This window comes from Shewanella sp. SG44-2, from assembly GCF_014164215.1.
In the GTDB taxonomy this organism is placed as follows: Bacteria; Pseudomonadota; Gammaproteobacteria; order Enterobacterales; family Shewanellaceae; genus Shewanella; species Shewanella frigidimarina.
Genome location: NZ_JACJEU010000009.1, coordinates 28,165 through 55,149, shown reverse-complemented (window position 1 = coordinate 55,149; position 26,985 = coordinate 28,165). Strand labels below are relative to the sequence as shown.

General features: G+C 41.8%; 23 protein-coding genes. 20 read left to right on the top strand and 3 right to left on the bottom strand.

Going from position 1 to position 26,985, the window contains the following annotated elements:
* The 6 genes from H5181_RS09340 to purF all read left to right on the top strand — a co-directional run.
* Positions 1 to 1,923, top strand: a 1,923-nt coding sequence (locus tag H5181_RS09340; protein ID WP_310734275.1) for a FimV/HubP family polar landmark protein, incomplete at its 5' end; no start/stop codon positions are given.
* Between the two features lie 128 nt (positions 1,924 to 2,051).
* A complete protein-coding gene (gene truA / locus H5181_RS09335) occupies positions 2,052 to 2,837 on the top strand; it encodes a tRNA pseudouridine(38-40) synthase TruA (RefSeq protein ID WP_011636868.1) in 786 nt (261 codons plus the stop codon).
* Between the two features lie 117 nt (positions 2,838 to 2,954).
* On the top strand, positions 2,955 to 4,232 hold the full coding sequence (folC, locus tag H5181_RS09330; RefSeq protein ID WP_182750867.1) for a bifunctional tetrahydrofolate synthase/dihydrofolate synthase: 1,278 nt from the start codon (positions 2,955 to 2,957) through the stop codon (positions 4,230 to 4,232).
* Positions 4,233 to 4,303: 71 nt separating this feature from the next.
* Positions 4,304 to 4,930, top strand: a complete 627-nt coding sequence (locus H5181_RS09325; protein ID WP_123884064.1) for an SPOR domain-containing protein — start codon at positions 4,304 to 4,306, stop codon at positions 4,928 to 4,930.
* A gap of 152 nt (positions 4,931 to 5,082) precedes the next feature.
* Positions 5,083 to 5,571, top strand: coding sequence for a CvpA family protein (locus H5181_RS09320; protein ID WP_011636871.1), 489 nt, complete (start codon positions 5,083 to 5,085; stop codon positions 5,569 to 5,571).
* A 34-nt stretch (positions 5,572 to 5,605) separates the two neighbouring features.
* Positions 5,606 to 7,120: an amidophosphoribosyltransferase gene (gene purF / locus H5181_RS09315; RefSeq protein WP_011636872.1), complete on the top strand. Its 1,515-nt coding sequence runs from the start codon at positions 5,606 to 5,608 to the stop codon at positions 7,118 to 7,120.
* Between the two features lie 558 nt (positions 7,121 to 7,678).
* On the opposite strand, the gene H5181_RS09310 is transcribed toward purF, so the two are convergent.
* A complete protein-coding gene (locus H5181_RS09310) occupies positions 7,679 to 8,383 on the bottom strand; it encodes a tRNA (adenine(22)-N(1))-methyltransferase TrmK (protein WP_011636873.1) in 705 nt (234 codons plus the stop codon).
* A gap of 170 nt (positions 8,384 to 8,553) precedes the next feature.
* Here H5181_RS09310 and H5181_RS09305 point away from each other — a divergent pair, with 170 nt between their 5' ends.
* Positions 8,554 to 10,515, top strand: a complete 1,962-nt coding sequence (locus H5181_RS09305) for a DNA topoisomerase III (protein ID WP_182750866.1) — start codon at positions 8,554 to 8,556, stop codon at positions 10,513 to 10,515.
* Between the two features lie 170 nt (positions 10,516 to 10,685).
* Entirely contained in the window at positions 10,686 to 11,279 is a 594-nt protein-coding gene (gene msrA, locus H5181_RS09300; RefSeq protein ID WP_182750865.1) for a peptide-methionine (S)-S-oxide reductase MsrA, read from the top strand.
* Positions 11,280 to 11,882: 603 nt separating this feature from the next.
* Here msrA and H5181_RS09295 read toward each other — a convergent pair.
* Entirely contained in the window at positions 11,883 to 12,818 is a 936-nt protein-coding gene (locus H5181_RS09295; RefSeq protein ID WP_059747420.1) for a LysR family transcriptional regulator, read from the bottom strand.
* Between the two features lie 122 nt (positions 12,819 to 12,940).
* Between H5181_RS09295 and H5181_RS09290 the strand changes: the two genes are divergently transcribed.
* From H5181_RS09290 to H5181_RS09270, 5 genes are all read left to right on the top strand, one after another.
* Positions 12,941 to 13,966 carry a zinc-binding alcohol dehydrogenase family protein gene (locus H5181_RS09290; protein ID WP_182750864.1) on the top strand — a complete coding sequence of 342 codons (1,026 nt, stop codon included), beginning with the start codon at positions 12,941 to 12,943 and terminating at the stop codon, positions 13,964 to 13,966.
* Between the two features lie 79 nt (positions 13,967 to 14,045).
* Positions 14,046 to 14,336 (top strand): putative quinol monooxygenase, encoded by a 291-nt coding sequence (locus H5181_RS09285; protein ID WP_182750863.1) that lies wholly within the window; start codon positions 14,046 to 14,048, stop codon positions 14,334 to 14,336.
* Between the two features lie 138 nt (positions 14,337 to 14,474).
* Positions 14,475 to 15,944 carry an ATP-binding cassette domain-containing protein gene (locus H5181_RS09280; RefSeq protein WP_182750862.1) on the top strand — a complete coding sequence of 490 codons (1,470 nt, stop codon included), beginning with the start codon at positions 14,475 to 14,477 and terminating at the stop codon, positions 15,942 to 15,944.
* Between the two features lie 222 nt (positions 15,945 to 16,166).
* On the top strand, positions 16,167 to 16,712 hold the full coding sequence (locus tag H5181_RS09275; RefSeq protein WP_123884059.1) for a thioredoxin family protein: 546 nt from the start codon (positions 16,167 to 16,169) through the stop codon (positions 16,710 to 16,712).
* Between the two features lie 283 nt (positions 16,713 to 16,995).
* The gene (locus H5181_RS09270; protein WP_011636882.1) at positions 16,996 to 17,652 is read left to right on the top strand and encodes a nitroreductase family protein; all 657 of its coding nucleotides are present in this window, start codon (positions 16,996 to 16,998) and stop codon (positions 17,650 to 17,652) included.
* Between the two features lie 118 nt (positions 17,653 to 17,770).
* Here H5181_RS09270 and H5181_RS09265 read toward each other — a convergent pair whose 3' ends face one another.
* A complete protein-coding gene (locus H5181_RS09265; RefSeq protein ID WP_182750861.1) occupies positions 17,771 to 19,060 on the bottom strand; it encodes an alpha/beta fold hydrolase in 1,290 nt (429 codons plus the stop codon).
* A gap of 181 nt (positions 19,061 to 19,241) precedes the next feature.
* Between H5181_RS09265 and H5181_RS09260 the strand changes: the two genes are divergently transcribed.
* From H5181_RS09260 to H5181_RS09230, 7 genes are all read left to right on the top strand, one after another.
* Positions 19,242 to 19,886, top strand: coding sequence for an MBL fold metallo-hydrolase (locus tag H5181_RS09260; RefSeq protein WP_011636884.1), 645 nt, complete (start codon positions 19,242 to 19,244; stop codon positions 19,884 to 19,886).
* 123 nt (positions 19,887 to 20,009) lie between these two features.
* Positions 20,010 to 21,026 carry an XdhC family protein gene (locus tag H5181_RS09255; RefSeq protein ID WP_182750860.1) on the top strand — a complete coding sequence of 339 codons (1,017 nt, stop codon included), beginning with the start codon at positions 20,010 to 20,012 and terminating at the stop codon, positions 21,024 to 21,026.
* A 13-nt stretch (positions 21,027 to 21,039) separates the two neighbouring features.
* Positions 21,040 to 21,648 (top strand): nucleotidyltransferase family protein, encoded by a 609-nt coding sequence (locus H5181_RS09250; protein ID WP_123776920.1) that lies wholly within the window; start codon positions 21,040 to 21,042, stop codon positions 21,646 to 21,648.
* A gap of 2 nt (positions 21,649 to 21,650) precedes the next feature.
* On the top strand, positions 21,651 to 22,103 hold the full coding sequence (locus H5181_RS09245) for a (2Fe-2S)-binding protein (protein WP_059747435.1): 453 nt from the start codon (positions 21,651 to 21,653) through the stop codon (positions 22,101 to 22,103).
* 2 nt (positions 22,104 to 22,105) lie between these two features.
* Positions 22,106 to 24,349: a molybdopterin cofactor-binding domain-containing protein gene (locus H5181_RS09240; RefSeq protein WP_182750859.1), complete on the top strand. Its 2,244-nt coding sequence runs from the start codon at positions 22,106 to 22,108 to the stop codon at positions 24,347 to 24,349.
* 256 nt (positions 24,350 to 24,605) lie between these two features.
* Entirely contained in the window at positions 24,606 to 26,051 is a 1,446-nt protein-coding gene (locus H5181_RS09235; RefSeq protein WP_182750858.1) for a methyl-accepting chemotaxis protein, read from the top strand.
* Between the two features lie 257 nt (positions 26,052 to 26,308).
* On the top strand, positions 26,309 to 26,983 hold the full coding sequence (locus H5181_RS09230) for a hypothetical protein (RefSeq protein WP_259397017.1): 675 nt from the start codon (positions 26,309 to 26,311) through the stop codon (positions 26,981 to 26,983).
* Positions 26,984 to 26,985 lie beyond the last annotated feature (2 nt).

The window sequence follows — 26,985 nt, the reverse complement described above, 5'->3', positions numbered from 1 at the left end:
GCATTGTTGGCTGAGTTTGATATGCCAGCTGAATCGGACGATGTTGCTGTTGAAGAATCAGTAAAATCAGCAGAAACAAAGGCGGATGACGATATTGATGCATTGTTGGCTGAGTTTGATATGCCTGCTGAATCGGACGATGTTGCCGCTGAAGATCCGATAAAATCAGCTGAAACAAACGCGGAAGATGTTCTTGATTCATTATTATCAAAATCTGATTCAGAACAAACTGATGTTGATGCTCCTACTGCAACGGACGACGATATAGATGAACTCCTAGCTGGCTTGTCTGTGACCAAGGATGAGAACGAACAAGATAGTTCAGAAGATGATGGGGATACTGAACCTCAGCCACTAAACAGTGATTCAGTTGATAACGATGATGATATTACCGCGTTAATTGCCGTTGAGTTACAAGATGATGATGCTAACGAAGATATCCCAGACGTAGAGTCTAGTGACGATGACATTGATGCATTGTTGTCTAGCTTGAATGAGCCTGTTATTGAATCAGTATTTGACGAAGAAAGTGATGAATTATCTACAGGTGAACAACCACCTTCCGATAGTGATGATTTAGCGGCGCAAATTGCAGCTGAGTTAAGCGATGATGAAGATGTCGCTGACTCTATTGATGATAATGAAACCAGTGACGATGACATCGATGCATTATTAGCGAGTCTTAACGAGCCGGTGGTTGAGTCAGATGCTGATGTTCAGGAAAAAGCGGCAGTCCAAGCACAGATTGCAGCTGAATTAGATGATGATACGTCTAGCGAAGAATCTACATCTGATGATGAGTCACTCGATGATGACATTAATACCTTATTGGCAAGCTTTAAAGACGATATAAAAGACGACGCTCCGTTGATTGGCGAGACTGAAAATATTGACTCTGACAGCACTCAAATTGACGGCACTCAATCTGATAATGAAAGTATCGACGATAATGCATTGTTTGATGAGTTTGATGAATACCTTAATGATACCGATTTAGTCAACACAGATGATGTCGCAGATATTGAAACGACCCCGTTTATTGAGCCTGAAACCGATGCTGATAAAGCTGCAAACAGCGATGACGAAGATAACAGCTGGTTAGATGCTGAACTTGAAGCCGCGTTAGCATCAACGAGCAATAATGATGTTGAGTCCGATCAAGAAACTGCAGCTGCACCAAATCCTGTAGCCACGCCTACATCAGAAACTGATGCCGATGATGGCTTGGATGCATTATTAGCGCAAATGGACGATGATGATAAAACTTCATCTACAGCGCAAAATAAAGCCAATAAAGATTCAGGTTTCTTTAATGACCTTAAATCAAGCAAACCTAAACCTGAACTTTTAGATTGGGAAAGCGATTTACTTAAAGCTGCCGAGTCTGCTGCTGACGAGAGAGAAGTCGATGAAGCAGATGTGAGTGATGATGATCTACTGGCGGCATTTTCACAGTCACTCAAAGATGATGACAACGATGATGACTTTACCTCTGAAGATGAGTATATCCTTAGCGATGACAACTTAACGGTTGATGAAGCATTAGCAGCACTAGATCAAAAAGAACGAAGCCAATCAACAGAATATAAAGCCAGTGACGATGACTTAATGCGTTTTGAGCGTGAAAACGGTTATATCGACATTGATAAACTGTTGAACGATGCTGATGAAGATGACGATAAAACCGACCAGTATAAAGACGTCAATGTTGATATGGGCTCTGTGAATTCGTTAATCGGTAACCCGAACATGATCGATGTTGATGATGAAGAAAACTCCGTTAATGCGAAACTTGATTTAGCGAGGGCGTATATTGAAATTGAAGATCAAGACAGTGCCCGAGCGTTATTAAAAGAAGTGCAAATGGACGGTAATGAACGTCAACAATTAGAAGCCAAAAATTTACTGAAAAGTATTAATTAACGCGAGCAATTGAGGCTGAATAGGCAAAAACATAGGCTTATGTTGACCACATAAAAGCAAACGGCGCAGATACATGCGCCGTTTTTTTGTGATAAACTGCGCGCCATTATTGAGTAGAGGATATAGGCATGCGGGTCGCGTTAGGTATTGAATATGATGGTAGTAGTTTTTGTGGGTGGCAGCGCCAACTCGAGGTCGATTCAGTGCAAGCCCAGATTGAGAAAGCGTTAAGTTATGTGGCTAATGAACCTATAACCGTATCGTGTGCCGGAAGAACAGATACTGGTGTGCACGGTACCGGGCAGGTGGTTCATTTTGACACAGATGTTCAACGTCCAATGACGGCGTGGACACAGGGCGTTAATGCTAATTTACCTGACAGTGTGGCTATACGCTGGGCAAAAGAAGTCGATGACAGTTTTCATGCTCGTTACAGTGCTACAGCCAGACGTTATCGCTATGTGATTTATAATCATAAACTGCGCCCTGGTATTTTAAGTGCAGGTGTAAGCCATTATCACGGTGATATTGATGAAACCTTGATGCATAAAGCGGCACAGCTTTTTGTTGGCGAACACGATTTTACCAGTTTTAGAGCCTTGCATTGTCAATCTAAAACACCGTTTCGAAACGTGCATCAAGTCAATGTAACTCGCCAAGGCATGTATGTGATGGTCGATATTCAAGCTAATGCATTTTTACATCATATGGTGCGCAATATTGTCGGTTCATTACTGCAAATCGGCTTAGGTAATCAACCTATAGAGTGGATAACAGAATTGTTTGCCCTGAAAAATCGTAAGCTAGCGGCACCTACCGCTAAACCGAACGGATTGTATTTGGTCGATGTGACTTATCCTGAACATTATCAATTACCTAAGTTAGCTTTGGGTCCATTGTTTATGCTCGATTAAGCCCTTTAAGCTATCTATGTAATTTAAGTTAGCTAAGTTATCTTTATTGAAATGTAAAACGAATGTTCTGTATTCGCAGGCCGAGTAAGGTTTGAATAAGTTAAATGGTATTGAATTATGTCAATCGTGTCTGAAATAACTGTGCCCAATCAACAGTCAAGTTTAGCTCAATGGCTGGATTATTTGTTGGCAATTCATCCTAGCGAAATTGACATGGGTTTAACTCGAGTCAGCGCTGTTGCCGAGCGATTGAGTGTGCTTGATTTGGCGCCAGCTAAAGTGATTACCGTAGCTGGCACCAATGGCAAAGGCACAACCTGCGCCATGTTGGCTTCGATTTTACGTCAGGCTGGTTTGTCTGTCGGCGTGTATAGCTCGCCTCATTTGCTGCATTACAATGAACGGGTGCAAATAAATCAACAAGACGCTAGTGATGACGCTCTTATCGAAGCTTTTTGTGCCATAGAGGCGGCGCGAGGTGATATTTCATTAACCTTTTTTGAATATGCTACCTTAGCTGGTTTATATTTGTTTAAAGCTGCTAAAGTCGATGTGATCATCCTTGAAGTGGGTTTAGGTGGACGGTTGGATGCAACCAATATTATTGATTCCATAGCCACTATTTTGACCTCAATCGATCTTGATCATCAAGAATATTTAGGCGATACCCGCGAACTGGTTGGCAGAGAGAAAGCTGGTGTGTTTCGCCCCGATTGTGTCGCTATTATCGGTGAGCCAGACTTACCGTTGAGCATCACTGAATATGCGAATCAACTCCATACAACCCTTTATCGTGTTGGGCATGAGTTTAATTACCATAAAGATCAGACTCAACCAGCATTGTGGCACTTTGAATCTGCACGGCAGTCATATACAGGTTTAACTGTGCCAAGGTTACCGCTAGCTAACGCTGCTAGTGTTGTTGCGCTGCTAAGCCATATTTGGCCGCAAATAAGCCAACAGCACATAAACCAAGGATTACAACAAGCTCAACTCGCTGGGCGACTAGAGCAGGTGAGTCAGCAACCATTAGTATTATTAGATGTTGCGCATAATCCACATGCCGCCAGATATTTAGCGCAACAGTTACAGGCTTACCAAGGCCGTCGTATTGTAGCCTTGTGTGGCATGCTTAAAGATAAAGACATTAAGTCAGTATTGGCGACATTAGCCGAGCAAATTAGCCATTGGAACTTGGTGAGTTTAGATAATCCACGAGGCGCATCAGCACAAACATTGCGTCAAGCATTGCCCAATGACGGTAGCCGTGAGCATGTTAGTGAGTTTGCTGACATCGCTAGCGCATGGCAAGCTATACAAGCTACAGTCAATGCAGATGATGTGGTTATTGTCTTCGGTTCTTTTTATACTGTAGCTGGCTTTAAATCTTTATAAACACTATTTATGTCAGACGTCGGTCGTGCAAGCCATCATTAACGTCATTTGGTTAAAAAAGGGAATTAGCTTTGAATCGTCAATTTCAAAATCGTTTGGTGGGTACCATCGTATTAGTGGCCTTAGGTGTGATTTTTTTACCCGATTTGTTAGACGGTAAAAAAACGCAGGTGGTTGAGGAGTTTACTGAAATTCCTTTACGTCCAGCTCAGTCAAGTGCTTCAAATAAAGTCAATTCTGACAATAACGCTGAACCAGCGGAAGAATTCCAAGTGTTAACGATTGCTGAGCCACAAGATCTCAGTAATGATATCGTTGCATTAGGGGAAGCTGAACCGAAAAAAGAATCGACACAAGCTGTTAAGCAGCCGACTCCTGCTCCAGCTAAAATTACAACAGCAGTTAAAAAGCCTGAAACCCAGGTTGCTAATAAAGTGAAATCACCCATGACAGCTGGGTTTACATTGCAGTTAGGCGGCTTTAACAATATTACCAATGTAAAAGCATTGATAGCACAACTGCGTAAAGCAGGGTTTAACGCTTATACACTACCTAAAGTTCCCGTAGAAGGGAAACTAACCAGAGTGTTTGTAGGCCCTGAAGTATCAGAAGAAAAACTTAAAGCTCGTCAGCAACCTATATTCAAATTAACCGGATTAAAAGGCAAAATCGTAGCCTATAATCCACAGGAACAATAACCTCTTCAGACGGTGTTTTGCGTGCGTGATTAATATTTACAATTTGATTGTTCTTAATCACGCAAGAATAATTTGTGCAATCAGAGGTGAGAAACATCTCTGTCTCTGTTAGAATCCCGCCGTCTTGAACCCTATACCGGATCACCATCTCCATGGTTTGGATTGATTACGCAATAATTATTGTCATCGGGTTATCAACTATTATTAGTTTGATCCGCGGATTCGCCAAAGAAGCCATGTCTCTTGTGGTTTGGTTTGCCGCTTTCTTTATCGCTAGCCAGTTTTATCTTGATCTTGCTGCTCATTTAACCCAAATGCAGGACGAGTTAGTCAGAAACGGTGTGGCGATTGCCATTCTTTTTATCATTACCCTGATCCTAGGGGCACTCGTTAATTATTTATTAGGCCAGTTAGTGGCTAAAACCGGATTATCGGGCACAGACCGTGTTTTAGGCCTGTGTTTTGGTGCCATACGTGGCGCGTTAATCGTTAGTGCATTACTGTTTTTTATGGATGCTTTTACGGCATTCCCTGACACCAAATGGTGGCAGGACTCTGTTCTTGTACCTGAATTTGGCGTGGTTATTCAGTGGTTTTTTAACTACCTTGAAAATACCTCAAGCTTTGTACCCAAAATATAAACATAAAAACACCTTACAGTGAGGAACCTTACCCATGTGTGGTATCGTCGGAATAGTAGGAAAATCAACAGTTAATCAGACCATTTATGATGCGCTGACTGTGCTCCAACATCGTGGTCAAGACGCAGCAGGTATTGTGACGGTTGACATGAATGCGTTTCGTTTACGCAAAGCAAACGGCTTAGTCAAAGATGTGTTTGAACCTAAACATATGCAGCGTTTACAAGGCAATGCCGGTATTGGACATGTTCGTTATCCTACCGCTGGCAGCTCGAGTGCATCAGAGGCACAACCGTTTTATGTTAACTCGCCATTTGGTATTTCGTTAGCGCATAACGGTAACTTGACTAATACGATTGAACTGGCTGCTAGCCTAGTCACAAAGCGTCGTCATGTTAACACTACCTCAGATTCTGAAATCTTGTTAAATCTGTTAGCCGATGAATTACAAGAAACGCGCAGTTTAACTTTAAGTGCCGACGAAGTGTTTGACGCAGTTGCTAAAGTACATGCGCAAACGCGTGGTGCTTATGCGGTAGTTGCGATGATTATTGGCCAAGGTTTAGTGGCATTTCGTGACCCATTTGGTATTCGTCCTTTGGTATTGGGTAAACACGAAACCGCAACGGGTACCGAGTATATGGTTGCTTCAGAAAGTGTTGCTTTAGACGCTGTTGGTTTTGAAGTGATGCGTGACGTAGCACCTGGTGAAGCTGTTTATATTTCTCTTGATGGCCAGTTATTTACCCGTCAATGTGCAGCAGACCCAAGCTATGCCCCATGTATTTTCGAATTCGTGTATTTTGCACGTCCCGATTCGAGCATTGATAAAGTGTCTGTTTATGCAAGCCGTGTAAACATGGGCGCTAAATTAGGCGAAAAAATTAAGAAAGAATGGGAAGATCACGACATTGATGTTGTTATTCCTATTCCTGAGACTTCGTGCGATATCGCATTAGAAATTGCACGTTGCATGGATTTACCGTACCGCCAAGGTTTTGTGAAAAATCGTTATATTGGTCGTACGTTTATTATGCCTGGGCAGTTAGAGCGTAAAAAATCAGTACGTCGTAAACTGAATGCGATTAATACCGAATTTAAAGGTAAAAACGTATTATTGGTTGATGACTCGATTGTACGTGGTACTACGTCTGAACAGATCATTGAAATGGCGCGTGAAGCTGGAGCAAAGAAAGTATACTTTGCATCAGCAGCACCGGAAATCCGTTTCCCGAATGTGTATGGTATTGATATGCCAACGTCTAATGAGCTTATTGCTCATGGCCGTGATGCAGACGAAATTGCCAAAATCATTGGTGCCGATGGCATTATTTTCCAAGACTTAAGCGACTTAATTGAAGCGGTAAGAATGGAAAATCCAGAGATTAAGCGTTTCGAAACATCAGTGTTCGACGGTCATTATATTACCAACGACGTTGACCAAGCTTACTTGGATCATTTAACGCAGTTACGTAACGATGATGCCAAAGCCAATCGCTCAAAAGACATTGGCACTAACTTAGAAATGCACAACGAGTGTCATCCATAAGTTAACCACTGTTTGTGAGTGATAAAAACCAGCATGAAAATGCTGGTTTTTTTATTTTAAAGCCTAGATGCTAGAACGCTTCGCGGCTAGAGGCTATAAGGGCGGTAAAGATCGATATCAAGTGAATGCTGCGAAAATGCCTAGATGCTAGGTCGCTTCGCGGCTAGAGGCTATAAGAGTGATAAAGATTGATATCAAGCGATGACAAGCGAATGCTGCGAAAATGCCTAGATACTAGGTCGCTTCGCAACTAGAGGCTATAAGGGCGATAAAGATAGATAACAAGCGATGGCAAGCGAATACTGCGCAAATGCCTAGAGGCTAGGTCGCTTCGCTGCTAGACGCTATAAGAGCGATAAAGATTGATAACAAGCGGTAACAAGCGATAGATATAGAGATCAAGCGATCAAAAACGACAAACATCGATCACAAGTGCATCAGGCTTAAGGGGACGCTTTCAAATACGATCATCGAGCAATATTGCGGTAACGCTTTTGAGCCGGGATCCAGCTTTTAAAGTGGTGTAGCGCACTCGTCGGAGAATGTCCGTTGTAGATGCTATATAAGTGCTTTAATCGCCAAATAATCTTGCAACGTTTGTGAGGCTTTTTGTGGGTTCGACAGGTTTATTTTTTGGTAGTGGGTCAGCACTTTGTTTAAATATCGCTTAGCAATATCGCGCTCTTGGTCATTGTTACATTGCCAAAATTTAGTGCCTACAGCGCTAATTTTAGCCGTAGTACTATCGCTATTTATTTGTGATGATGAATTGCTACGCGTTACGTAGATAATTTCATAAAAACGACGGTTTTGTTCAATCAGTTTTTCATCAATTAATTCACAATCAAGTTTGATAAGTTGTTGGCGTAACTCATATTGATGGTGAACTGGACACAATAAAAAATCGATACTGCGATCAGAATATTGTTGGCAAAGTGAGTTAACGAACTCGATCATCAAATCTCCACCCACTCCGGCAATAATCACCAAGGGCGTATGCTCATCTTGATCCAAAGGTATTGCTGACACATCACTACAGTGTACTTGCCATTTTGGTGGATTTTGCGGTGGGTAAAAACATTCGAGCTTGGCGGTTAACTGCTGCATCAATGCTGGCACAATGTCGACGAAATGGATCATGGCTGCATGTCTGTCTAGCAACGCGGCGCCGAGTAATCCATGGTCGCAACAGCAATCCCAAATATGAGTGTAACTATTGGGGATCATCATGTTGATATGTGCTAAGCGGTGGCCGAGTTTCATCTATTTATCAAGTTTGGAAGTGAACCTGCGCATTGTAATGATTTAAGTGACAAAGTGGTTAATTATTTCATATTTGCAGCTTGGCGTATTTAACGCTAATCTATACTGTAAATTTATACAGTTAAGTGGCGCGGTTCATCTTTTGAACGCTAGCGACCCAACAGTGGATTATGATTTTATATATTGCTGAAAAACCCAGTTTAGGTCGTGCTATTGCCGATGTTCTGCCAAAACCACATAAAAAAGGTGATGGCTTTATCACTGCTGCTAATGGTGATTGCGTGTCATGGTGTATTGGCCATTTGCTCGAACAAGCAGAACCGGACGCCTATGACGATGCATTTAAGTCATGGAAACTCGAACATCTTCCCATCGTGCCACAAACGTGGAAACTACAGCCAAAACCTAAAACACGCAGTCAACTTACGGTGTTACGTAAACTGGTTAAGCACGCGTCATCGATAATTAATGCTGGCGATCCAGACCGAGAAGGGCAGTTGCTGGTCGATGAAGTGATTTCTTATTTGGGTGTGAAAGGAGACAAACTCAATCAAGTTCAGCGCTTATTAATTAGTGATTTAAACCCACAAGCCGTAAAACGCGCGCTAGGGCAGTTACGCAAAAATCGTGAGTTTGTGCCGTTATCGACCTCGGCATTAGCACGAAGCCGCGCTGATTGGTTATATGGCATGAACATGACTCGCGCTTACACTATCCAAGGACGAAAAGTCGGCTATCAAGGTGTGTTGTCGGTTGGTCGAGTACAAACACCGTTACTCGGGTTAGTGGTACGCCGCGATGATGAAATCGCTGATTTTACCCCTAAAGCATTTTACGAAGTATTAGCCCATTTATTGACAGACCAACAACAAGCATTCACCGCAAAATGGCAACCTAGCGAAGCATGTCAACCATATATGGATGAAGACGGCCGAGTGTTAGCTAAAGGTTTAGCCGAAAATGTCGTTGCCCGTATCAATGATAAACCTGCGGAAGTCACTAAAATTGAAGCTAAAGATAAGCGCCAAAACCCACCATTACCTTACAGCTTATCGGCTCTGCAAATAGATGCTGCTAAACGTTTTGGGTTATCGGCAAAAGAGGTACTGGATACTTGCCAAAGTTTGTATGAGCGCCACAAATTGATTACTTATCCGCGCTCAGACAGTCGCTATTTACCTAAAGAGCAGCATGCTTTGGCACCAAAAGTATTGGATGCCGTGCTCAAAGGCGCTTCAGGCTTAATTGAAGGTTGTGAGTCTCCTAATAGCAAACTTAAATCTAAAGCGTGGGACGACAGTAAGGTAGATGCTCACCATGCGATAGTGCCAACTGAAAAGGTGGCTAACTTATCGACATTATCAAGCAATGAAGCCAAGTTATATCAACACGTGGCAAGGCAATATTTAGCCCAGTTCTATCCCGCTTATATCTATGCAGAAACCGCAGTTGAAGTGACCATTGCCGGTGGATTATTTACCACTAAAGCACGTCAGGATAAAACTTTAGGTTGGAAGCAATTATTTAAGCGGACTGCCACAGTAAATCAAGCTAGTTCTAATTCAACTAGCAGCGATGACGACAATGATGATGCGGTACTGTCGTTACCGCCACTGGTTAAAGGGCAAATATTGCATTGTCAGCGTGGTGAATTACTACAGAAAATGACTCAAGCACCGAAGCATTTTACCGACGCCACTTTATTAGGCGCGATGACGGGCATTAGCCGTTACGTAACAAACAGTGAAATTAAAAAAATCCTTAAAGAAACCGATGGCTTAGGTACAGAGGCCACTCGTGCAGGAATTATTGAATTGCTGTTTAAGCGCGGTTATTTAGTTCGCCAAGGAAAATCAATATTGGCAACGCCCGTCGGTGTTGGCTTAATCCGCAGTTTACCCGAATCAGCAACCACACCCGACATGACCGCCTTATGGGAAAACAGCCTCGATGCTATCAGCCAAAAACGTTTAAAGTACGATGCCTTTATGCAGCCATTGTTGAGCCAGTTAGATGGCCTAATCACTCAAGCATCGAGCCAGTTACCATCAGCATTACAAGGTGTTACCAGTAGTGCACCAAAACGCAGTTTTAAGAAATCGTATAAAAAGAAGGCTAAAGCGAAAAGCTAAATTGGCAAGGGTTATTTGCATTACAGCCTAGGTATTTCGGGAATATAGTTGTGTAAACTCACAATTAGGAACTTTGTAAATGTCATTGTGAACTTTTAAACCATTAAGTTCATATAGTAGATATTTAGAGACAAACATACTAATAATCTAGGAAAATAAAGGAGAGTGTTATGAAAAGCACACTAGTGTTAACGATATTTGCAGCAAGTTTATTGTCTTATGCATCGAACGCCACCGCAGATAAAACCATTTTAGCTGGCGGATGTTTTTGGTGTATGGAGTCAGATTTTGAGAAACTTGATGGCGTAACCGATGTGATCTCTGGGTTTACTGGCGGAAACATCAAAGACCCTATCTATAACGGTAACCATCGAGGGCATTTTGAAGCGGTTGAAATAACATACGACCCTAGCAAAGTGAGCTATGCAGATCTGTTAGAACATTACTGGGTCAACATTGACCCTTTTGATGCAAGCGGACAGTTTTGCGATAAAGGTTCTAGCTATTTAAGTGCCATTTTTGTGGCAAACGACACCGAACGGCAAATTGCACAACAGTCTAAAAGCAAAGTAGAAAAGCTGTATCCCAATAGCAAAGTGGTCACGCCGATTTTGAATGCGTCTACATTTTATCCTATAAAAGGCGATGAAAGTTATCATCAGGATTACTATAAAAATAACCCTATTAGATACAATGCCTACCGCTGGAACTGCGGCAGAGACAAAAGATTAAATGAGATTTGGGGTGATAAAGCGACACATTAGGCTTAATTTATGGCAGCCGCTACTTGTATTTTGGCGCTTCAGGTATCACCCATACAAAAGCAATGGGGTATGAAGGTTGCGAAGAATTTGATTGTGAAAAAGAATGTGAGTGTGAAAAAAGTGAGTGTGTGAAAAAGAGTTCAACGCTTTAGAAAAAGTACTTTTTTGAATTAATCGGTTTTTAGGGTTATGTTGGCGTATAACAACATAACAAAAATATTATTTTGCTCGCAGGCAGGCTTAGACACTGACTTGCCGCAGTTCCGTGTATTATCACTATCAAATTGAATTATGATTTTATACGGAATAAAATAAAACAAGGAATAGGATTAATGAAAGATTCAAGGAATGAAATAGCGAAATATGGAATAACCTTTGGAACAGCGTTGTCTATCGCTATTTCATGGAGTGTAAACAAGTCTGTTTTATGGGCGATTTTTCATGGTTTTTTATCTTGGTTTTATGTCATCTGGCACGTCGTGACGCGATAATCTTTTGCTTCTTCAACGCAGGAGTTAGCGAACGTTAAAACGTTAATGCCGTAGGCCAGAATTGAATAAGATTATCGGAATAATGATGAATAAGATGTCATCGTTAGTCTTATCAATCTAACACGCTTTTATCTAAGATCCCTTTATCGATTAGCTGCAACAATATATTGCGAGTTTTATCTTTTAAGGTGTCACGTAGTAATCGGGCTGCGGGGGTAATCGATTGCCTGCTGGGAAATATGAGCCACAGTTCTGTTGGCTTTGTTTGGTATTCTGGTAATACATGCACGACGTTACCGTTAAGTAAGTCACTTGATATATCAAGGCAAGACTTAAGCCCAATGCCTTTGCCTGATACACACCAGCGATGCACTAATTCACCGTCATTTGAGATTCGGTTGCCTTTCATTTTGATTTTTAATAACTCATCGCCGCGATAAAACTCCCATACATCGTAAGTAATGTCATTGAGTTGATATAACAGTCCGTTATGTGAGGCGAGGTCTTGTGGGTGTTTTGGCATACCATGTTTTGCTAGGTAAGCTGTAGATGCACACAATAATCTGGGGACATTACAGATTTTAAACCCGTAAAGATTAGCGTCATTTGGCGAACCATAGCGCAAGGCTAAATCGACGGAGTCGCGGTAAAAATCGAGATTACTGTCATTGATATTGGCGCGAATACTGACCTTTGGATAAGTATCCATAAAGTCATCAATCCATGGAATGACAATATTACGCCCAAGGTCTGACGACATGGCTAAACGTAAATCGCCGTCAACAATGTCTAGCTCACCTTTCATGTTCTGCTTGGCTTGCTCTAGCATTAACATCGCTTGTTCACATTGTGGGATGTATTTCTCCCCCGCACTAGATAAGCGAAGTTGCCGGGTGGTGCGAATAAAAAGTTCAACGCCTAAACTGGCTTCAACCCTTTTTAATGCTGCACTTGCGGTGGCGGTGCGCATGTCTAAATTGGTTGCTGCGGCAGTGATGCTGCGAAACTCTGCGACTTTAAGCACCACATAAAGGTCTTCTAATAACATGATTATCCATTTTTAATTGATAATGTTTCAATCATTATGCTGTTTGTGAAAGATAAAACAAGCGCTAATATAGCTTCATCAAGTTTGAGCAACCTTATTTTATATATCACAGGAACAACCTTATGAAAGCTATTGGATATAAACAGTCTCTTGAAATTTCGAACCCAGAATCATTAATCGATGTGACATTGGATCAACCAATTGCAACAGGTCGTGATTTATTGATTAAAGTGAGTGCCATTGCAGTTAACCCTGCCGATTATAAAGTGCGCTTAAACATGCCACCTGCGGATGGTGAAGTTAAAGTGATTGGTTGGGACGCGGTTGGCGAAGTCATTGCAACAGGTGACAAGGCAAGTCAATTTAAACCTGGTGATGTGGTGTACTATGCTGGTGATATTACTCGCACAGGAAGCAACGCTGAATATCAGTTAGTTGATGAACGCTTAGTGGGCATGAAGCCTAAGAGTTTATCGAATGCAGAAGCTGCTGCACTACCTTTAACGGCGATAACAGCATGGGAATTGTTGTTTGAACATTTATCGATTAAGCAGCAAAGCCCTGGCGCTGTAGAGAAATCAAACGAAGTGATTTTGGTTGTTGGCGCAGCGGGTGGTGTGGGTTCTATATTTGTACAATTGGCTAAAGCCATTACGGGTGCAACCATTATTGGTACCGCATCACGTGCCAGCTCAAGTGAGTGGGTTAAGAAATTGGGTGCGGACTATGTTGTCGACCACACTAAACCGCTTGTTGCGCAAATAGCGGCATTAAACATTGGCCCTGTTACTCATGTTGCGAGTCTAAACAGCACCGATAGTTATTTTGACAGTTACACAGAGTTATTAGCACCGCTTGGTAAGATTGCGATGATTGACGATCCAGTTGCGCTTGATGTGACTAAATTAAAGCTAAAGAGTTTGTCATTACATTGGGAGTTTATGTTTGCTCGTTCGATGTTTAATGCAGTCGATATGGATGAGCAGGGACGTTTACTTAACCGAGTAGCGGATCTTGTCGACCAAGGTTTTATTCAAACTACGTTAGGCCAGCACATGGGCGCAATAAATGCTGCAAATCTTCGTGCTGCACATGAGGCGTTAGAAGCTGGCCGTGCGATTGGTAAAATTGTGTTAGAAGGGTTTTAATTAAGACCTTAAATTATATTATTGAGTAATGTTAAATACTTATATTATCGAACACTTATATTATCGAACAGGAATCAACATGTCACATTTAACGATTGTAGCCAATATTAAAGCCAAAGCGGACAAAATTGAATTGGTGAAAACTGAGTTACTGAAGCTGATTGACGTTACACGCGCTGAACAAGGGTGTATTAGCTATGAATTACACCGAGACAATGAAAACTCTGCCCACTTTATGTTTTATGAGACTTGGCAGACCCGTGAATTATGGCGTGTGCATATGGAAAATCAGCATTTAGCCGATTTTGTGGCTGCAACTCAAGATGCAGTTGATGAATTTACGTTGAATGAAATGACCGTTATCGGCTAGTTTTATGTAAGTTGGCGATTCAATTGAGTGACATCCAAAAGCAGAACATAAAATGTTCTGCTTTTTTGTCGATTTTTTTTAGTATCTTATGAGACACTCAAGTGATGAATCGCTTTAAATACAAGGATAAGTGACAAGATGGAAATCAGATTTACGCAGTTGCAGTGCAGTTCATCGAGTGTCACTGTCGACATTAATGATTGGGTTATTGAGCCTCAACAATCTTGGGGGATATTTAGCACCGAAGGTGATGTAGGTGCATTGCTTGGCCAGTTATTAACTCAGCAAGTTGATGCGCAAACCTTAACGTACAGTGGCGATATTATCGGTGTCACGCCAGCAAGTGTGGCATTAGTGTCATTGCTTGAGCAACAATCACTGCTTGAAGCTATTTTAGAGCAAGATGACAGCGAATCACTGGGATATACCGATCCTAAAGCGTCCGTGTTTGGGGTTGTTTTTAATCAATGCCATGACAATGACTTAACCCATCAATTGCTGCAGCAATTAGATTTAACGCATTTAAGCTTAAGTCCTTTTGCTCAATTGTCTACCGGTGAAGGCCGCAGAGTAATGCTTGCTCGTGCAGTAGCAACTCAAGTGCCTTTTCTAGTGCTCGACGAACCTTATGCAGGTCTTGATGTTGCACACAGACAGACTCTCACAGAATTTTTACAACAATTATCTCAAACCAAACAGATACTGGTCGTGGTGTCGCGTGAAGAAGATATGCCAGATTGGATTGAACATGTTGCTATGTTCAGTCATGGTAAATTAGACACTATGATGACCAAATCACAGTGGGATAACCATCCTGTTATTGCCCAGTTAACGGCGCAAGCGGGTCAACAAAGTGATGATATACTGGCACTTATTCGTCGTCACAGACACAAGCCATTATTTGCTAACCCAGTTTTTCAGTTAAACAGTGGGCGAGTGGCTTACAGCGATAAAGTGATTTTTTCGGGCGTGAACTGGCGTATTGATAATGGCGTGCATTGGCAAGTAAAAGGGCCAAATGGTTGCGGTAAAAGTACTTTACTGGGGCTTATTTTTGGCGACCATCCACAATGTTACAGTAATGACATTGATATTTTTGGTAACAAAAGAGGTTCTGGCGAAAGTATTTGGGAAATTAAAAAACACATCGGTATGGTGTCTTCGGCATTACATCTGCAATATCGGGTTAACTGTAGCGCACTGGATGTGATTGTTTCTGGTTTTTATGATTCTATTGGTTTGTACCAAAAACCGACGGCACAGCAAATATCTGTCGCTACAGAATGGTTGGCCATTTTACACATGGGCCATTTAAGTAAAACTGCTTTTCGACAATTAGAATATGGCCAGCAACGTTTATTACTCATCGCTCGCGCCATTGTCAAACAACCCACCTTATTGATCCTCGATGAGCCTTATCAAGGTTTGGATTATTTGGGGCGCCGACTGATTAAAAATGCGCTTGAACTCATTGCCAAAGAACACTTAAGTCAATTGTTGTATGTCTCGCATTATCAAGAAGATAGCCTAGACAGTATTCAGCACTATATTGAATTTGTGAAAGATGAAAACCAAGATGGTTATCGGGCGGTGGTTTCTCAGGGGTAATACCGTCGTGTTAAAAGAGTTTCTAAATAGCTAACTTAGGTTGGCTATTTTTGTTTGTGAGTTTATTTTCTAATAATAATTGATAATGTTTCAATTATTATGCTGTATATGGCGATTAAACTTTTGTATATCATAACCACATTAATGCAGATAGCCTTGAATATTGAGTGAATTGAGCTGTAATAGGGCTATAGACATACAGCGACACGCTTAAGGAAACTGATGCTACTTGATACACCCATTTGCGATTATGGCTGGAAAGCCCCTGATTTCACCTTGAAAGATGCCAATGGTAATGCTTTTACCATGAGTGAGCACTTAGGTGAAAAGGGCTTATTGATTATGTTTATTTGTAATCATTGTCCTTATGTTAAAGCCATTGCGACGCGTTTAGCTGTGGATACAAAGCAATTAATGGCTGAAGGCATCAATGTGTTAGCGGTCATGTCTAATGATTATCATGATGTTGAGGCTGACTCGCCACAAAATATGCTGAGTTTTGCTGAGCAACATGGTTTTGAATTTGCTTATTTAGTGGACGAAGATCAGCAAGTGGCTAAGCAATATGGCGCTGTGTGCACTCCTGACTTTTTTGGTTTTAATTATCTCGGTGAATTGCAATATCGTGGCCGCTTAGATGATGCGCGTTTGCAAGATGCGCCGAACAGAGAACCTGAACTACTACAAGCCATGCAAATGATTGCTGCAATAGGCAAAGGGCCTAAACAGCAAACTGCCAGCATGGGTTGCTCTATTAAATGGCGATAAGCCCGTTCAGTTGGCTATAAATTTAGTGCGCTATAAACCTTGAAAAATTGTTTTTAAGCACCATAACAGGGTAAACAGATTGTTGAGTAAATCACGTTGTTAACCAATTGTGTTTATTGTTAATTATTGTTTTATTTTTTTGTGTTTAGTTTGAATTTTAGATGTTATTTACGACCAATGGTTGTGACTAGCAAGGTTAGTTAATCGATAATATTAATCACCTGCATTAATCAATGTCGTTAACTGCCAGTCCTTTTACTCATTGTTAAAATCGAGATATCACATGACCAATGCCATTATTGCTGATTTAGAAAAACGTTACACTGCCAAACGCTATGATGCGACTAAACGCGTGCCTAAAGAAGATTTAGCCGTGATTTATGACGCTATGGTGTTATCGCCATCATCAATTAACTCTCAACCATGGAAATTTATCGTGATTGAAAGTGACGAAGCCAAGCAACGTTTACATGACTCTTATGCTAATAAGTTTCAGTTTAATCAACCGCATGCTAAAACGGCTTCACATACTATATTGTTTGCATATAACCCTAAGTATACCCGCGAAGACTATGCCAAAGTGGTTGATCAAGGCATTATTGATGGCCGTACTAAGCCTGAAGATCGCGAAAGTGCATTTGGTGGATACGCATTTGTTGATTTAAACACTGATGAAGCGGGTAACAATGCGGCTTGGACTAAGTCACAAACCTATTTAGCATTAGGTAACACTATGCATACGCTAGCACGCCTTGGTATCGACTCTACGCCAATGGAAGGTGTTGATAGTGAAATGCTAGGTCAAATATTTGCTAAAGAGCTGGACGGTTATGTGTGTGAAGTTGCATTAGCATTTGGTTATCATCATTCAGATGAAGACTACAACGCCAAGTTACCAAAATCTCGTTTAAACATTGATCAAGTGTTACAGGTTTTATAATTAACGAGTCGCTATTTACGCGGCTGATGTTAAAAAAAAGGGGGATAAGAGTAATCTTATGCCCCTTTTTTTATGTTATTGAAGCCAAAAGCTGAACACATTTACGAGTATTGAGTCACTAGCGTAAACAGTGGCCGCGATTGAGGCTTATCAATTTATCGAGTACGCGTTCGCCGTCCATACGAATGCCATTGTGCTCATATTCTGATGTGAGCCAATACTTAAGGTTCGCCACTTTTTTTGTGGTTTCTAAACTGTATTGCATTTCGACATACATATCTTCGCTGTATATTGCGGCTGCAACCGGGACTTTATTATTAGCCAGTTTTTCTAGGTCATATAACGCAGGCCAGTCTTTTTTCGCTGCGATAAGCTCAGCGGCTTGTTGCAGTGGAATGAGTTGTTCAAATTGGGCAAACATCCACGGATAGACCATTTCGCCAGTGAACAATAATGGTTTGTCAGGGCGATAGTTAAATTGGCTGTATTGTGCTCGTATTCTGTGTGCCGCCCAAGCTGATGCTTGTTGCTGACAATAAATAGACTCATGCATTAATGCAAAAATAGGGTTGGTGTTGTAGTCGAGAAATTGACTGAACTGATGTAGAAACAGTGGATTAACGTCGATACCATGCGGTGTTTCAATTAACGCTTGCTCAAGCAGATAGTAAACCGCTTCTGGGCCTTGTTCCATACCGATATTAATGCCTAGCAACTGCAACATTTCAACTGTGAGTTGCTCGCCAGTTGCTAAGTAGACTTTGTTTTCGTAAAGGTATTTGGCTAAGTCATCGACTAAGGTGCGTGCATCACTAAAGCGTTTGAAAAAGTCATTGTTTTTAGCGATGACACGTTGATAAGTGGCTTGGTAAACCTCTTCGGCAGGGCGGTCTACTGAAGGAATACCACCGGTAATGTATGCCTCTTTGAGGCCTTCTGGTGCAGCAGATAAATAATGCAATACACAAAATCCACCAAAACTTTGGCCTAAAATACTCCAAGGTTCATCTGGCGATAATTTTGCGCGAATATACTCTGCATCTCGAACAATATTGTCTGCACGGAAAAAGCTTAGGTAGTCTGCTTGGTCTGTTGAACTCATGTAACTTAAGCTGGTGGCATTAACCGGGCTTGATAGTCCGGTGCCTCGTTGGTCGAGTAATAACACTCTATATTCAGTTAGCGCGCGTTTTATCCAGCCACTATTGCTCACAGGTCTTACTGCACCAAAACCTGGTCCACCTTGAAAAAATACTAAATAGGGTAGTTTTTTATGTTGGTTTTCGACACTGACAATTTCCCGTGCGAAAACCGTAATCTGTTTACTTGGACTTTGTTGATAGTCTAACGGCACAGAGAAAAAATGTTTACGGGCGACGATGTCTGATAAGGTGAGATCAATGTGCATATAAGGCCTGCTGAGTCAGAATTAATGTGTATTGCCAGCGGTGATAACGCTATTTTATAAGCCATATTGTACATCAGTAATCAGTAACTTGATGGATATCACATTAAAAAGGTATCTAGATCAACGCTGCCTAGTTAAAATTAGTGATAATAAACCAAATGATCATAAGACGAGGTTGCCAATGAAGTATCAAATCATCCCCGTAACGCCTTTTCAGCAAAATTGTAGTGTTATTTGGTGTGAAAAAACCTTAAAGGCTGCGGTTGTTGATCCTGGTGGCAACATTGACCGGATTTTAGCTGAGGTGGCTAAGTTAGGAGTAAATGTTGAAAAAATATTATTAACCCATGGTCATATTGATCATGTCGGTGGTGCAGCTGAATTAGCCAAAAAATTAGCAGTGCCGATTATTGGTCCGCACATAGCGGATAAGTTTTGGTTAGAAAACTTAGTTAAACAAAGTCAAAACTTTGGTTTTCCACGCACTGAAGCTTTTGAACCAACCCAGTACCTAAATGAAGGTGATGAGGTTAGTGTAGGTGAGCAGCATTTACAGGTGTTACATTGCCCAGGGCATACACCAGGACACATTGTTTTTTATGATAAAATAGCTAATTTAGCTTGGGTCGGTGATGTGCTATTTAGAGGCTCAATTGGTCGTACTGATTTCCCCCAATCCAATCATCAAGACTTACTTCACTCCATTACCACCAAATTGTGGCCATTAGGGCTCAATGTCAGTTTTATTCCCGGCCATGGACCAATGTCGACGTTCGCCGACGAGCGACAACATAACCCTTTTGTTGCCGATCAGTTATTTGATTAACAATTTGTTATGTAATCAGGTCATTGAGGTTATTTATTAATAAGTTGAAACCATTGATTCTTTGCATTGTAAAGCCAGTCTGTTAGCTTAAGCTAATGCGTTTACAAATGATGGACAACCAACATGGTTCAACACCTCGTTGATTTACTCGATACCTGGTTACCTTCTTATCAAGAAGACTGGGTACTTGCCGTTCTTACCCAAGTAGAAGGGTCTTCTTACCGCAAACCTGGCGCCATAATGCTATTTCATCCAATGGGTAAAAGCCTGGGGATGTTAAGTGGTGGCTGTCTTGAGGCGGATTTACGTCGTCACGCCCAGCGCGCTATTCAAACTCAGCAAGTTATTCAGTTAACCTATGACGCAACGGATGAGTCTGATACCAGTTATCAGCTGGGCTGTGGTGGTATTGTCAATATCATGATGGTGTCGCTGAATAAAGCGAACAATTACCTTGGTTTGGTGAGTGTTCATGATGCTTTAATGCGTGGTGATCGTGGTACATACCAGCTTGAGATTGTTGCCGATGGCGTTTCAAGCCATCAGATATCTGGCCACTTTGTAGAGGCGTCTAGTGACGCAGCACCTATTACCCTAAATACCAAAACCCTTAAAGTGACTGAGCAACATAAAACGTTACTGCAAATTCCACTGCGCCCGCCGGTGCATATTGGTATTTTTGGCGGCGGATTAGATGCCAAACCTATAGCCCAAATGGCACAAACCATGGGCTGGAAAGTGACGATATTTGATGAGCGTACTGCTTATGCTCGCACCTATGATTTTCCGGGCTGCCACATTATGAAACACCCGACATCGTCGATATCTACTGATTTACTCAGTGGGTTAGATGCGGCTTTTATCATGAGCCATAATTTACAGATTGATGCTAAAACGCTAAAAACATTGCAACCGTTGCCACTGGCCTACATATCATTGTTAGGTCCAGTACATCGGCGCGATAAAGTATTGGATATGGCAGAACTCAGTTTGAAAGACTTTAGCGGTTATTTCTCTGCACCAGCAGGATTAGCGTTAGGTGGTGAACTGCCAGGCTCTGTTGCGTTGAGTATTTTATCTCAGTGTCATGGCGTGCTGTATAACAGCAAGCTCACTAGTCTTGATAGTGTGATGTTGTAATGGCGGGTCAATAATGAAGCCCAATATCATTACCGTTATTTTAGCCGCTGGTGCCAGTAGCCGATTTCATGGCGCCAAAATGCTCGCTAAAGTAAAAGGTAATCAAAGTTTATTAGCCCGCAGCATCGTATCACTTAACAAGGTGACAGCCACCGCAGGAATAAAAGCGCCAGCAGTAGTGTTAGGCGCTCATCTTAATGACGAGATCATGGCAATAACCGCAACAAGCCATCAGATCATTAACCCTGATTGGCAACAAGGGTTATCCAGCTCCGTTAAACATGCCAGCCAATACGCTATTGAACAGCAAGCCGATGCATTGTTGCTCGTGCTTGCTGACCAAGTCGCCATTGATGTTGATGACTATTTACACCTTATCGAACGCTATCAGCAAAATGGGTTAACAAGCTGTGCTTTTTATCGACAAAATGTGGGTGTTCCAGCGATATTTTTAGCTAAAGATTTTGCTGTGCTAATGTCGATCGATGGCGATAAAGGTGCTAAAAGTATTCTAAAACAACATGATAAAAATAATAGCTTGAACATTATTCCAATGGAACAAGCGCAATTTGATATTGATACGCCTGCTGACTTAGCGCGCTGGTTAGATAATAAGGATTAATTATGACAACCCCAACACAAAAATTAATGGTCAACGGTAAGGACTTTACCCTTGATGCCGATCCTAATATGCCAGTGCTATGGGCTTTGCGCGACATACTTGGTTTAACAGGTACAAAGTTTGGTTGTGGTGCAGGACTCTGCGGCGCTTGTACCATTCATGTTGATGGCAGCCCAATGCGTGGTTGTTTGACCAGCCTTAAGCAAGTACAGGGCAAACAAGTGACAACCATTGAAGGTCTTGAAGCGCAAAAATTGAAAGACGCTTGGCTTGAACATAATGTGCCGCAATGTGGTTACTGTCAGGCGGGGCAATTAATGTCTGCTGCTGCGTTATTAAAAACCACAGCTAAACCAACAGAGACGCAAATTGACGATGCAATGTCGGGCAATATTTGTCGTTGTGGAACTTACCCGCGTATTAAAGCGGCGATCAAATCAGCTTCGGAGGCGTAATCATGACGACATTTACCGCAGTTGAAAACATTAGTCGCCGTAACGTGCTTAAACTCTTTGGTGCTGTGGGCGGTGGTTTAGCCCTTAGTGGCACAAGTTTAGTGTGGAGCCCAATGGCACTGGCACAAGACAAACAGGCATTGATGAATTTATTTGTCGCCATCGGTGAAGACAACAAAGTGTATTTAACCTGCCATCGTTCAGAAATGGGCCAAGGTATTCGCACCGGTATTCCGCAAGTCTTAGCCGATGAATTAGAAGCCGACTGGGATAAAGTTGTAGTAGTGCAGGGGCTAGCTGATAAACGCTATGGTAGCCAAAACACCGATGGTAGCCGCAGTATCCGTAAGCATTATCATCGTATGCGTCAAATGGGCGCAACAGCACGTACCATGCTTGAACAAGCCGCTGCTGATAAATGGAAAGTACCCGTTACTGAGGTATATGCCAAGGCGCACAAAGTACACCATAAAGGCAGTAATAAAAGCTTATCTTATGGTGAGCTTGCATTAGCGGCATCAAAACTGACTATGCCAGAGCTGGACAAGGTTACGTTAAAGCCTGAAAGCGAATTTGTTCATATTGGCAAGTCTCATACTATTGTCGATATGGATGCGATGCTAACGGGCAAAGCAATATACGGATATGACATTAAGCTTGATGGAATGTTGTATGCCAGTATCACTCGCCCGCCAGTGTTAGGCAGTGATGTGGTTAGCGTTGATGATGCTAAAGCTCGTAAAATTGCTGGTGTGGTCGATATTATTACCTTACCAGTACCAAAAGGTGCGCCGTTATTTCAGGCTCTAGGCGGCGTAGCGGTTATTGCCACCAACAGCTGGAGTGCCATTGAAGCCCGTAAAGCATTAGCGATTACATGGTCAGAGTCAGTAAACGACAGTCATGACTCTGATGTGTATCTTAAAGGTTTGGTTGAGCGCGTTAAGCTGCCAGGTAAAGTGATCCGTCAGTTGGGCACTTCAGTAACGGACTGGCCAGCAGAACACACCTTGAGTGCCGTTTATACGGTTCCTTATCTTACTCATGCGATGATGGAACCACCAGTGGCGACAGCAAATGTGACCGCAGATGGCTGTGAGTTGTGGGCATCAAGCCAAACGCCGCAAAGTACCCAACAAAATGTTGCAGGTGCATTAGGGCTTAAAGAAGAGCAAGTCAAAGTCAATGTCACCTTATTAGGCGGTGGTTTTGGTCGTAAATCAAAACCAGATTTTAGTGTTGAAGCCGCTATTTTGTCGCAAAAGCTTAATAAGCCTGTCAAGGTATGTTGGAGCCGAGAAGATGAGATTCAAAATGGCTATTACCATGCCATTAGTGCGCAAATGTATCAGGCTAAAGTTGATGGCAACAGCATGCCTACAGCGTTGCTAGCCAGAACAGGGTTCCCTTCAATCAGCTCAACCTTTGCAGAAGGTGTTGAATATCCTTCTGATGGTGAATTAGATTTAGGCTTTAGCGACGTGCCGTTAGCCCTTGAAAGCATTCAACTCGAGTCAGTTAAGGCTAAAGCACATACCCGTATCGGTTGGATGCGCTCGGTATGTAACATTCAACATGCCTTTGGTATTGGTAGCTTTGTTGACGAACTAGCAGTAAAAACCAATAAGCCATGTGTACAAATGTGGCGTGAATTACTGGGTAAACCACGGATAGAAAACTTTGAAAACCAAGGTTTCAAATACGGTAACTATGGTGAAGAGCTAGCTGAGCATCCTGTTGATGTGGGCCGTTATCTCAAGGTGCTCGATACATTAGAAGCTGCATTAGCTAAAGCCCCTAAAGCGGGTAAAAACCAAGGTTGGGGGATGGCAGTGCATCGCAGCTTTGTGAGCTACGTTGCCGTTGCGACATTAGTTGAAGTGGTTGATAACAAACTTAAAGTGATTAAGTCTATTGCGGTAATGGATGCAGGGACTGTAGTAAACCCAGACCGTGTTAAGTCGCAGCTTGAAGGTGCGATTATTTTTGGCTTGAGTTTAGCTATGATGGGAGACATAAGCTTTAAAGGCGGTAAAGTCGTGCAGTCTAATTTCCATGATTATCCTTTATTGCGTTTACCTCAATGCCCAGAAATTGAAACTCATATTATTGCGTCAACCGCTAAACCGGCTGGTGTGGGTGAGCCGGGGGTACCTCCTGTGGCGCCGAGTTTAACCAATGCGATCTTTGCTGCAACCGGAACTCGACATCGTGATTTACCGCTCAATAAGTTTCTATCGGTCTAGCTATTTTCGTGAGCGATAGCACTTAAGTTTTACTCGTTTAAGTCGATAATAATTAAGTCAAATGCCTAAGTGTATGCACACTTAGGCATTGTTATTGTGTTAAGACAAAAAACTTAAAATTACGGTTATTGAATAGTAAATGAATCTGGATAATCAGACTCTTGTATAATATTAATTGACGTTTGTTTTGGTGTTATTTGTTTATGTCGTTTTGTTCTCACTTTGAGATAGTGGCAAATTGCCTTAGGAAGCTTATATGAAGCAAATCCAGTTTAGAAAAATTGATGCAATGTTAATTAAACTTAGCCTGAATGGAAAATTTTGGTTGGTTTGTTCGCTAGTTGCATTGATCACCAGTGTTGTTGCCTTAATGAATTACCAGCAAACACACGATTTAATTGAACAAACATCGTTACAGCGTGTTAAAGCAAGTATTGAAAGTTATGCTTCGGTAGCTAATAACCAAGGTTTAGCAAATGAAGCTCTTAAGCAATTTGCCCAAGATAATCAATTGCAACTATCTGGGCGCGACAATACGTTAAGAAGTGGTGACGTGATAACAGCATCTGCGGGTGTTGGCAATCAGTTTTTAACGATAAATCAAAATGTTCAGCAGTGGGAACAAGAGCCGTTAAGCCAAATTAATTTTATGTTAATCATGGCATTAGTGGGCTTGTTACCATTATTTCAATTGAGTTACTGGATCTCTACTTCACTAGGCGGAGGTTTGTGGGATATGTACATGGCAATCAAACGTTTAGCCGACGGTAATTTAACCATGAGATTAAATTTTTTTGGTACTGATGACTTTAGTTTAATTGCTAATGAGGTCGACCGTTGCGCTGACAACATGAGTGAAATGGTTGGTGCTATCCGTAGTAATGCTGAAACCTTGGCTATTGCTGGCAACGAGTTTAATAATCAAGCCAGTACCAATGACGAACTGATAGATCAACAACATCACTTTTTAGACTCTGTGGCACATGCCATGGATCAAATGACCGCGGCTATTGCCGATGTGTCACATCACGCAAGTGATACGTCATTAAATACTAAGCAAAATGCAACGCAAATAGAGCAAAGTCAAAGTAAGATTAACGATGCGGTTAAACGTATTAGTTACCTATCTGAGCGTATCGCTGAAGCATTTTCATCTGTAGAGCAACTTTCTCGTGATGCTACCCAAATTAATGATGCCGTTACCACTATTGATAGTATTTCCGAACAAACCAATTTATTGGCATTAAATGCCGCCATTGAAGCGGCGCGTGCCGGTGAGCAAGGTCGTGGTTTTGCGGTCGTGGCGGACGAAGTGCGTACCCTTGCAGGGCGTACCCAAAAAGCCACCGTAGAAATTCAAAAAATGATTGAAGGGTTGCAACAAGGCTCCAAAAAGCTGACCGGTATTACCAATGTGATAGTTACTGAAGCAGACCAAGGGAGTGCCAGTATCAAAGCGGTGGGTGATGATATTACTCATATGGCTGAGTCTATTAATGCGGTGTTCGATATGAGCAGCCAAATAGCTGCATCCGCGGAACAACAAAGCATGTCTGCAAGGGATATTGCCTCACAACTTAATCAAATTCGTCATCAATCGGAAACGATTCGCAGTACTTCTAAACAAGCTGGTGTATTAGCTAAAGATTTGAATCAATCGTCTAAAGGTTTAGCGGCGATTTTAAGTCAATATAGAATCTAGCGCTTACGGCTTTATCAATAAAGAGGAGATCGTTGATATATTTTTGATTAGCTTGAAATAAAGTACTAAGGTATCTGGTCTGTTACTAAGTTGTTAAGTGGGGTTTGAGTGTTCGGACTCGAATTAAGCGTTGAACACCACTTAAATTAGTAACATTACACGATTAGATATCTGTGAATAGCATGGTGCATGTTTGTTATCGCCACCTTATTTCGGTGCTTTCTTGTGTCATTAAGCAAACATCATCAGGAGTATCAATGATCATTACCTCTACACGTGTTGCTATAACGCTGACCTTAAGCGGTATATTATTTGGCATCTCTATCGTGAACGCGGCACCTCAAAACATTGTGGTGCTAAACGCTCAAGGTCAACCAGCACAAAACATGGTGGTGTATTTACTCCCAAGCGCTCCTGCCAATATTGTGACCACAGTTGCTCCACATAAAGCTGAAGTTCATCAAAAAGATAAGCAATTCTCTCCTTATATTACCGTTGTACAAAAAGGTAATGATGTGGCTTTTGTCAATGAAGATGATATTACTCATCATATTTTTTCAGCACTAGGGCCTAAGCGTTTTTCATTCAAACTTCGTCATCAGCAACAACAGCAAATATTGAGATTTGAGCAAACAGGGCATGTGTCTATGGGCTGTAATGTGCATGACTGGATGTCGGGGCATTTATTGGTGGTCGACACCCCATTTTATGCTGTGACTAATTTACAAGGAAAAGTGACATTTGAGCATTTACCGGCAGATGACTTTAAGCTGGTTGTGTGGCATCCACAGTTAAAAATGCCTGATAATCAGCAAGTGAAACCTGTTCATTTTCCCAGTGATAACACGATGACTATTACACTGCAGGCAGATTTTGATAGTATCCCCAGCCAGCAAAGTTTAGATGAATTTGAATTTTTAGAAGGATACTAGTA

What these genes read in the sequence shown, in the direction of transcription:
- H5181_RS09270 (WP_011636882.1), top strand. Translation starts at nt 16,996, where the DNA reads ATGACCAATGCCATTATTGCTGATTTAGAAAAACGTTACACTGCCAAA.
- H5181_RS09320 (WP_011636871.1), top strand. Translation starts at nt 5,083, where the DNA reads ATGGTTTGGATTGATTACGCAATAATTATTGTCATCGGGTTATCAACT.
- H5181_RS09310 (WP_011636873.1), bottom strand. Translation starts at nt 8,383, where the DNA reads ATGAAACTCGGCCACCGCTTAGCACATATCAACATGATGATCCCCAAT.
- H5181_RS09260 (WP_011636884.1), top strand. Translation starts at nt 19,242, where the DNA reads ATGAAGTATCAAATCATCCCCGTAACGCCTTTTCAGCAAAATTGTAGT.
- H5181_RS09290 (WP_182750864.1), top strand. Translation starts at nt 12,941, where the DNA reads ATGAAAGCTATTGGATATAAACAGTCTCTTGAAATTTCGAACCCAGAA.
- H5181_RS09255 (WP_182750860.1), top strand. Translation starts at nt 20,010, where the DNA reads ATGGTTCAACACCTCGTTGATTTACTCGATACCTGGTTACCTTCTTAT.
- msrA (WP_182750865.1), top strand. Translation starts at nt 10,686, where the DNA reads ATGAAAAGCACACTAGTGTTAACGATATTTGCAGCAAGTTTATTGTCT.
- H5181_RS09295 (WP_059747420.1), bottom strand. Translation starts at nt 12,818, where the DNA reads ATGTTATTAGAAGACCTTTATGTGGTGCTTAAAGTCGCAGAGTTTCGC.
- H5181_RS09245 (WP_059747435.1), top strand. Translation starts at nt 21,651, where the DNA reads ATGACAACCCCAACACAAAAATTAATGGTCAACGGTAAGGACTTTACC.
- H5181_RS09235 (WP_182750858.1), top strand. Translation starts at nt 24,606, where the DNA reads ATGAAGCAAATCCAGTTTAGAAAAATTGATGCAATGTTAATTAAACTT.
- purF (WP_011636872.1), top strand. Translation starts at nt 5,606, where the DNA reads ATGTGTGGTATCGTCGGAATAGTAGGAAAATCAACAGTTAATCAGACC.
- H5181_RS09230 (WP_259397017.1), top strand. Translation starts at nt 26,309, where the DNA reads ATGATCATTACCTCTACACGTGTTGCTATAACGCTGACCTTAAGCGGT.
- folC (WP_182750867.1), top strand. Translation starts at nt 2,955, where the DNA reads ATGTCAATCGTGTCTGAAATAACTGTGCCCAATCAACAGTCAAGTTTA.
- H5181_RS09240 (WP_182750859.1), top strand. Translation starts at nt 22,106, where the DNA reads ATGACGACATTTACCGCAGTTGAAAACATTAGTCGCCGTAACGTGCTT.
- truA (WP_011636868.1), top strand. Translation starts at nt 2,052, where the DNA reads ATGCGGGTCGCGTTAGGTATTGAATATGATGGTAGTAGTTTTTGTGGG.
- H5181_RS09250 (WP_123776920.1), top strand. Translation starts at nt 21,040, where the DNA reads ATGAAGCCCAATATCATTACCGTTATTTTAGCCGCTGGTGCCAGTAGC.
- H5181_RS09305 (WP_182750866.1), top strand. Translation starts at nt 8,554, where the DNA reads ATGATTTTATATATTGCTGAAAAACCCAGTTTAGGTCGTGCTATTGCC.
- H5181_RS09265 (WP_182750861.1), bottom strand. Translation starts at nt 19,060, where the DNA reads ATGCACATTGATCTCACCTTATCAGACATCGTCGCCCGTAAACATTTT.
- H5181_RS09275 (WP_123884059.1), top strand. Translation starts at nt 16,167, where the DNA reads ATGCTACTTGATACACCCATTTGCGATTATGGCTGGAAAGCCCCTGAT.
- H5181_RS09285 (WP_182750863.1), top strand. Translation starts at nt 14,046, where the DNA reads ATGTCACATTTAACGATTGTAGCCAATATTAAAGCCAAAGCGGACAAA.
- H5181_RS09280 (WP_182750862.1), top strand. Translation starts at nt 14,475, where the DNA reads ATGGAAATCAGATTTACGCAGTTGCAGTGCAGTTCATCGAGTGTCACT.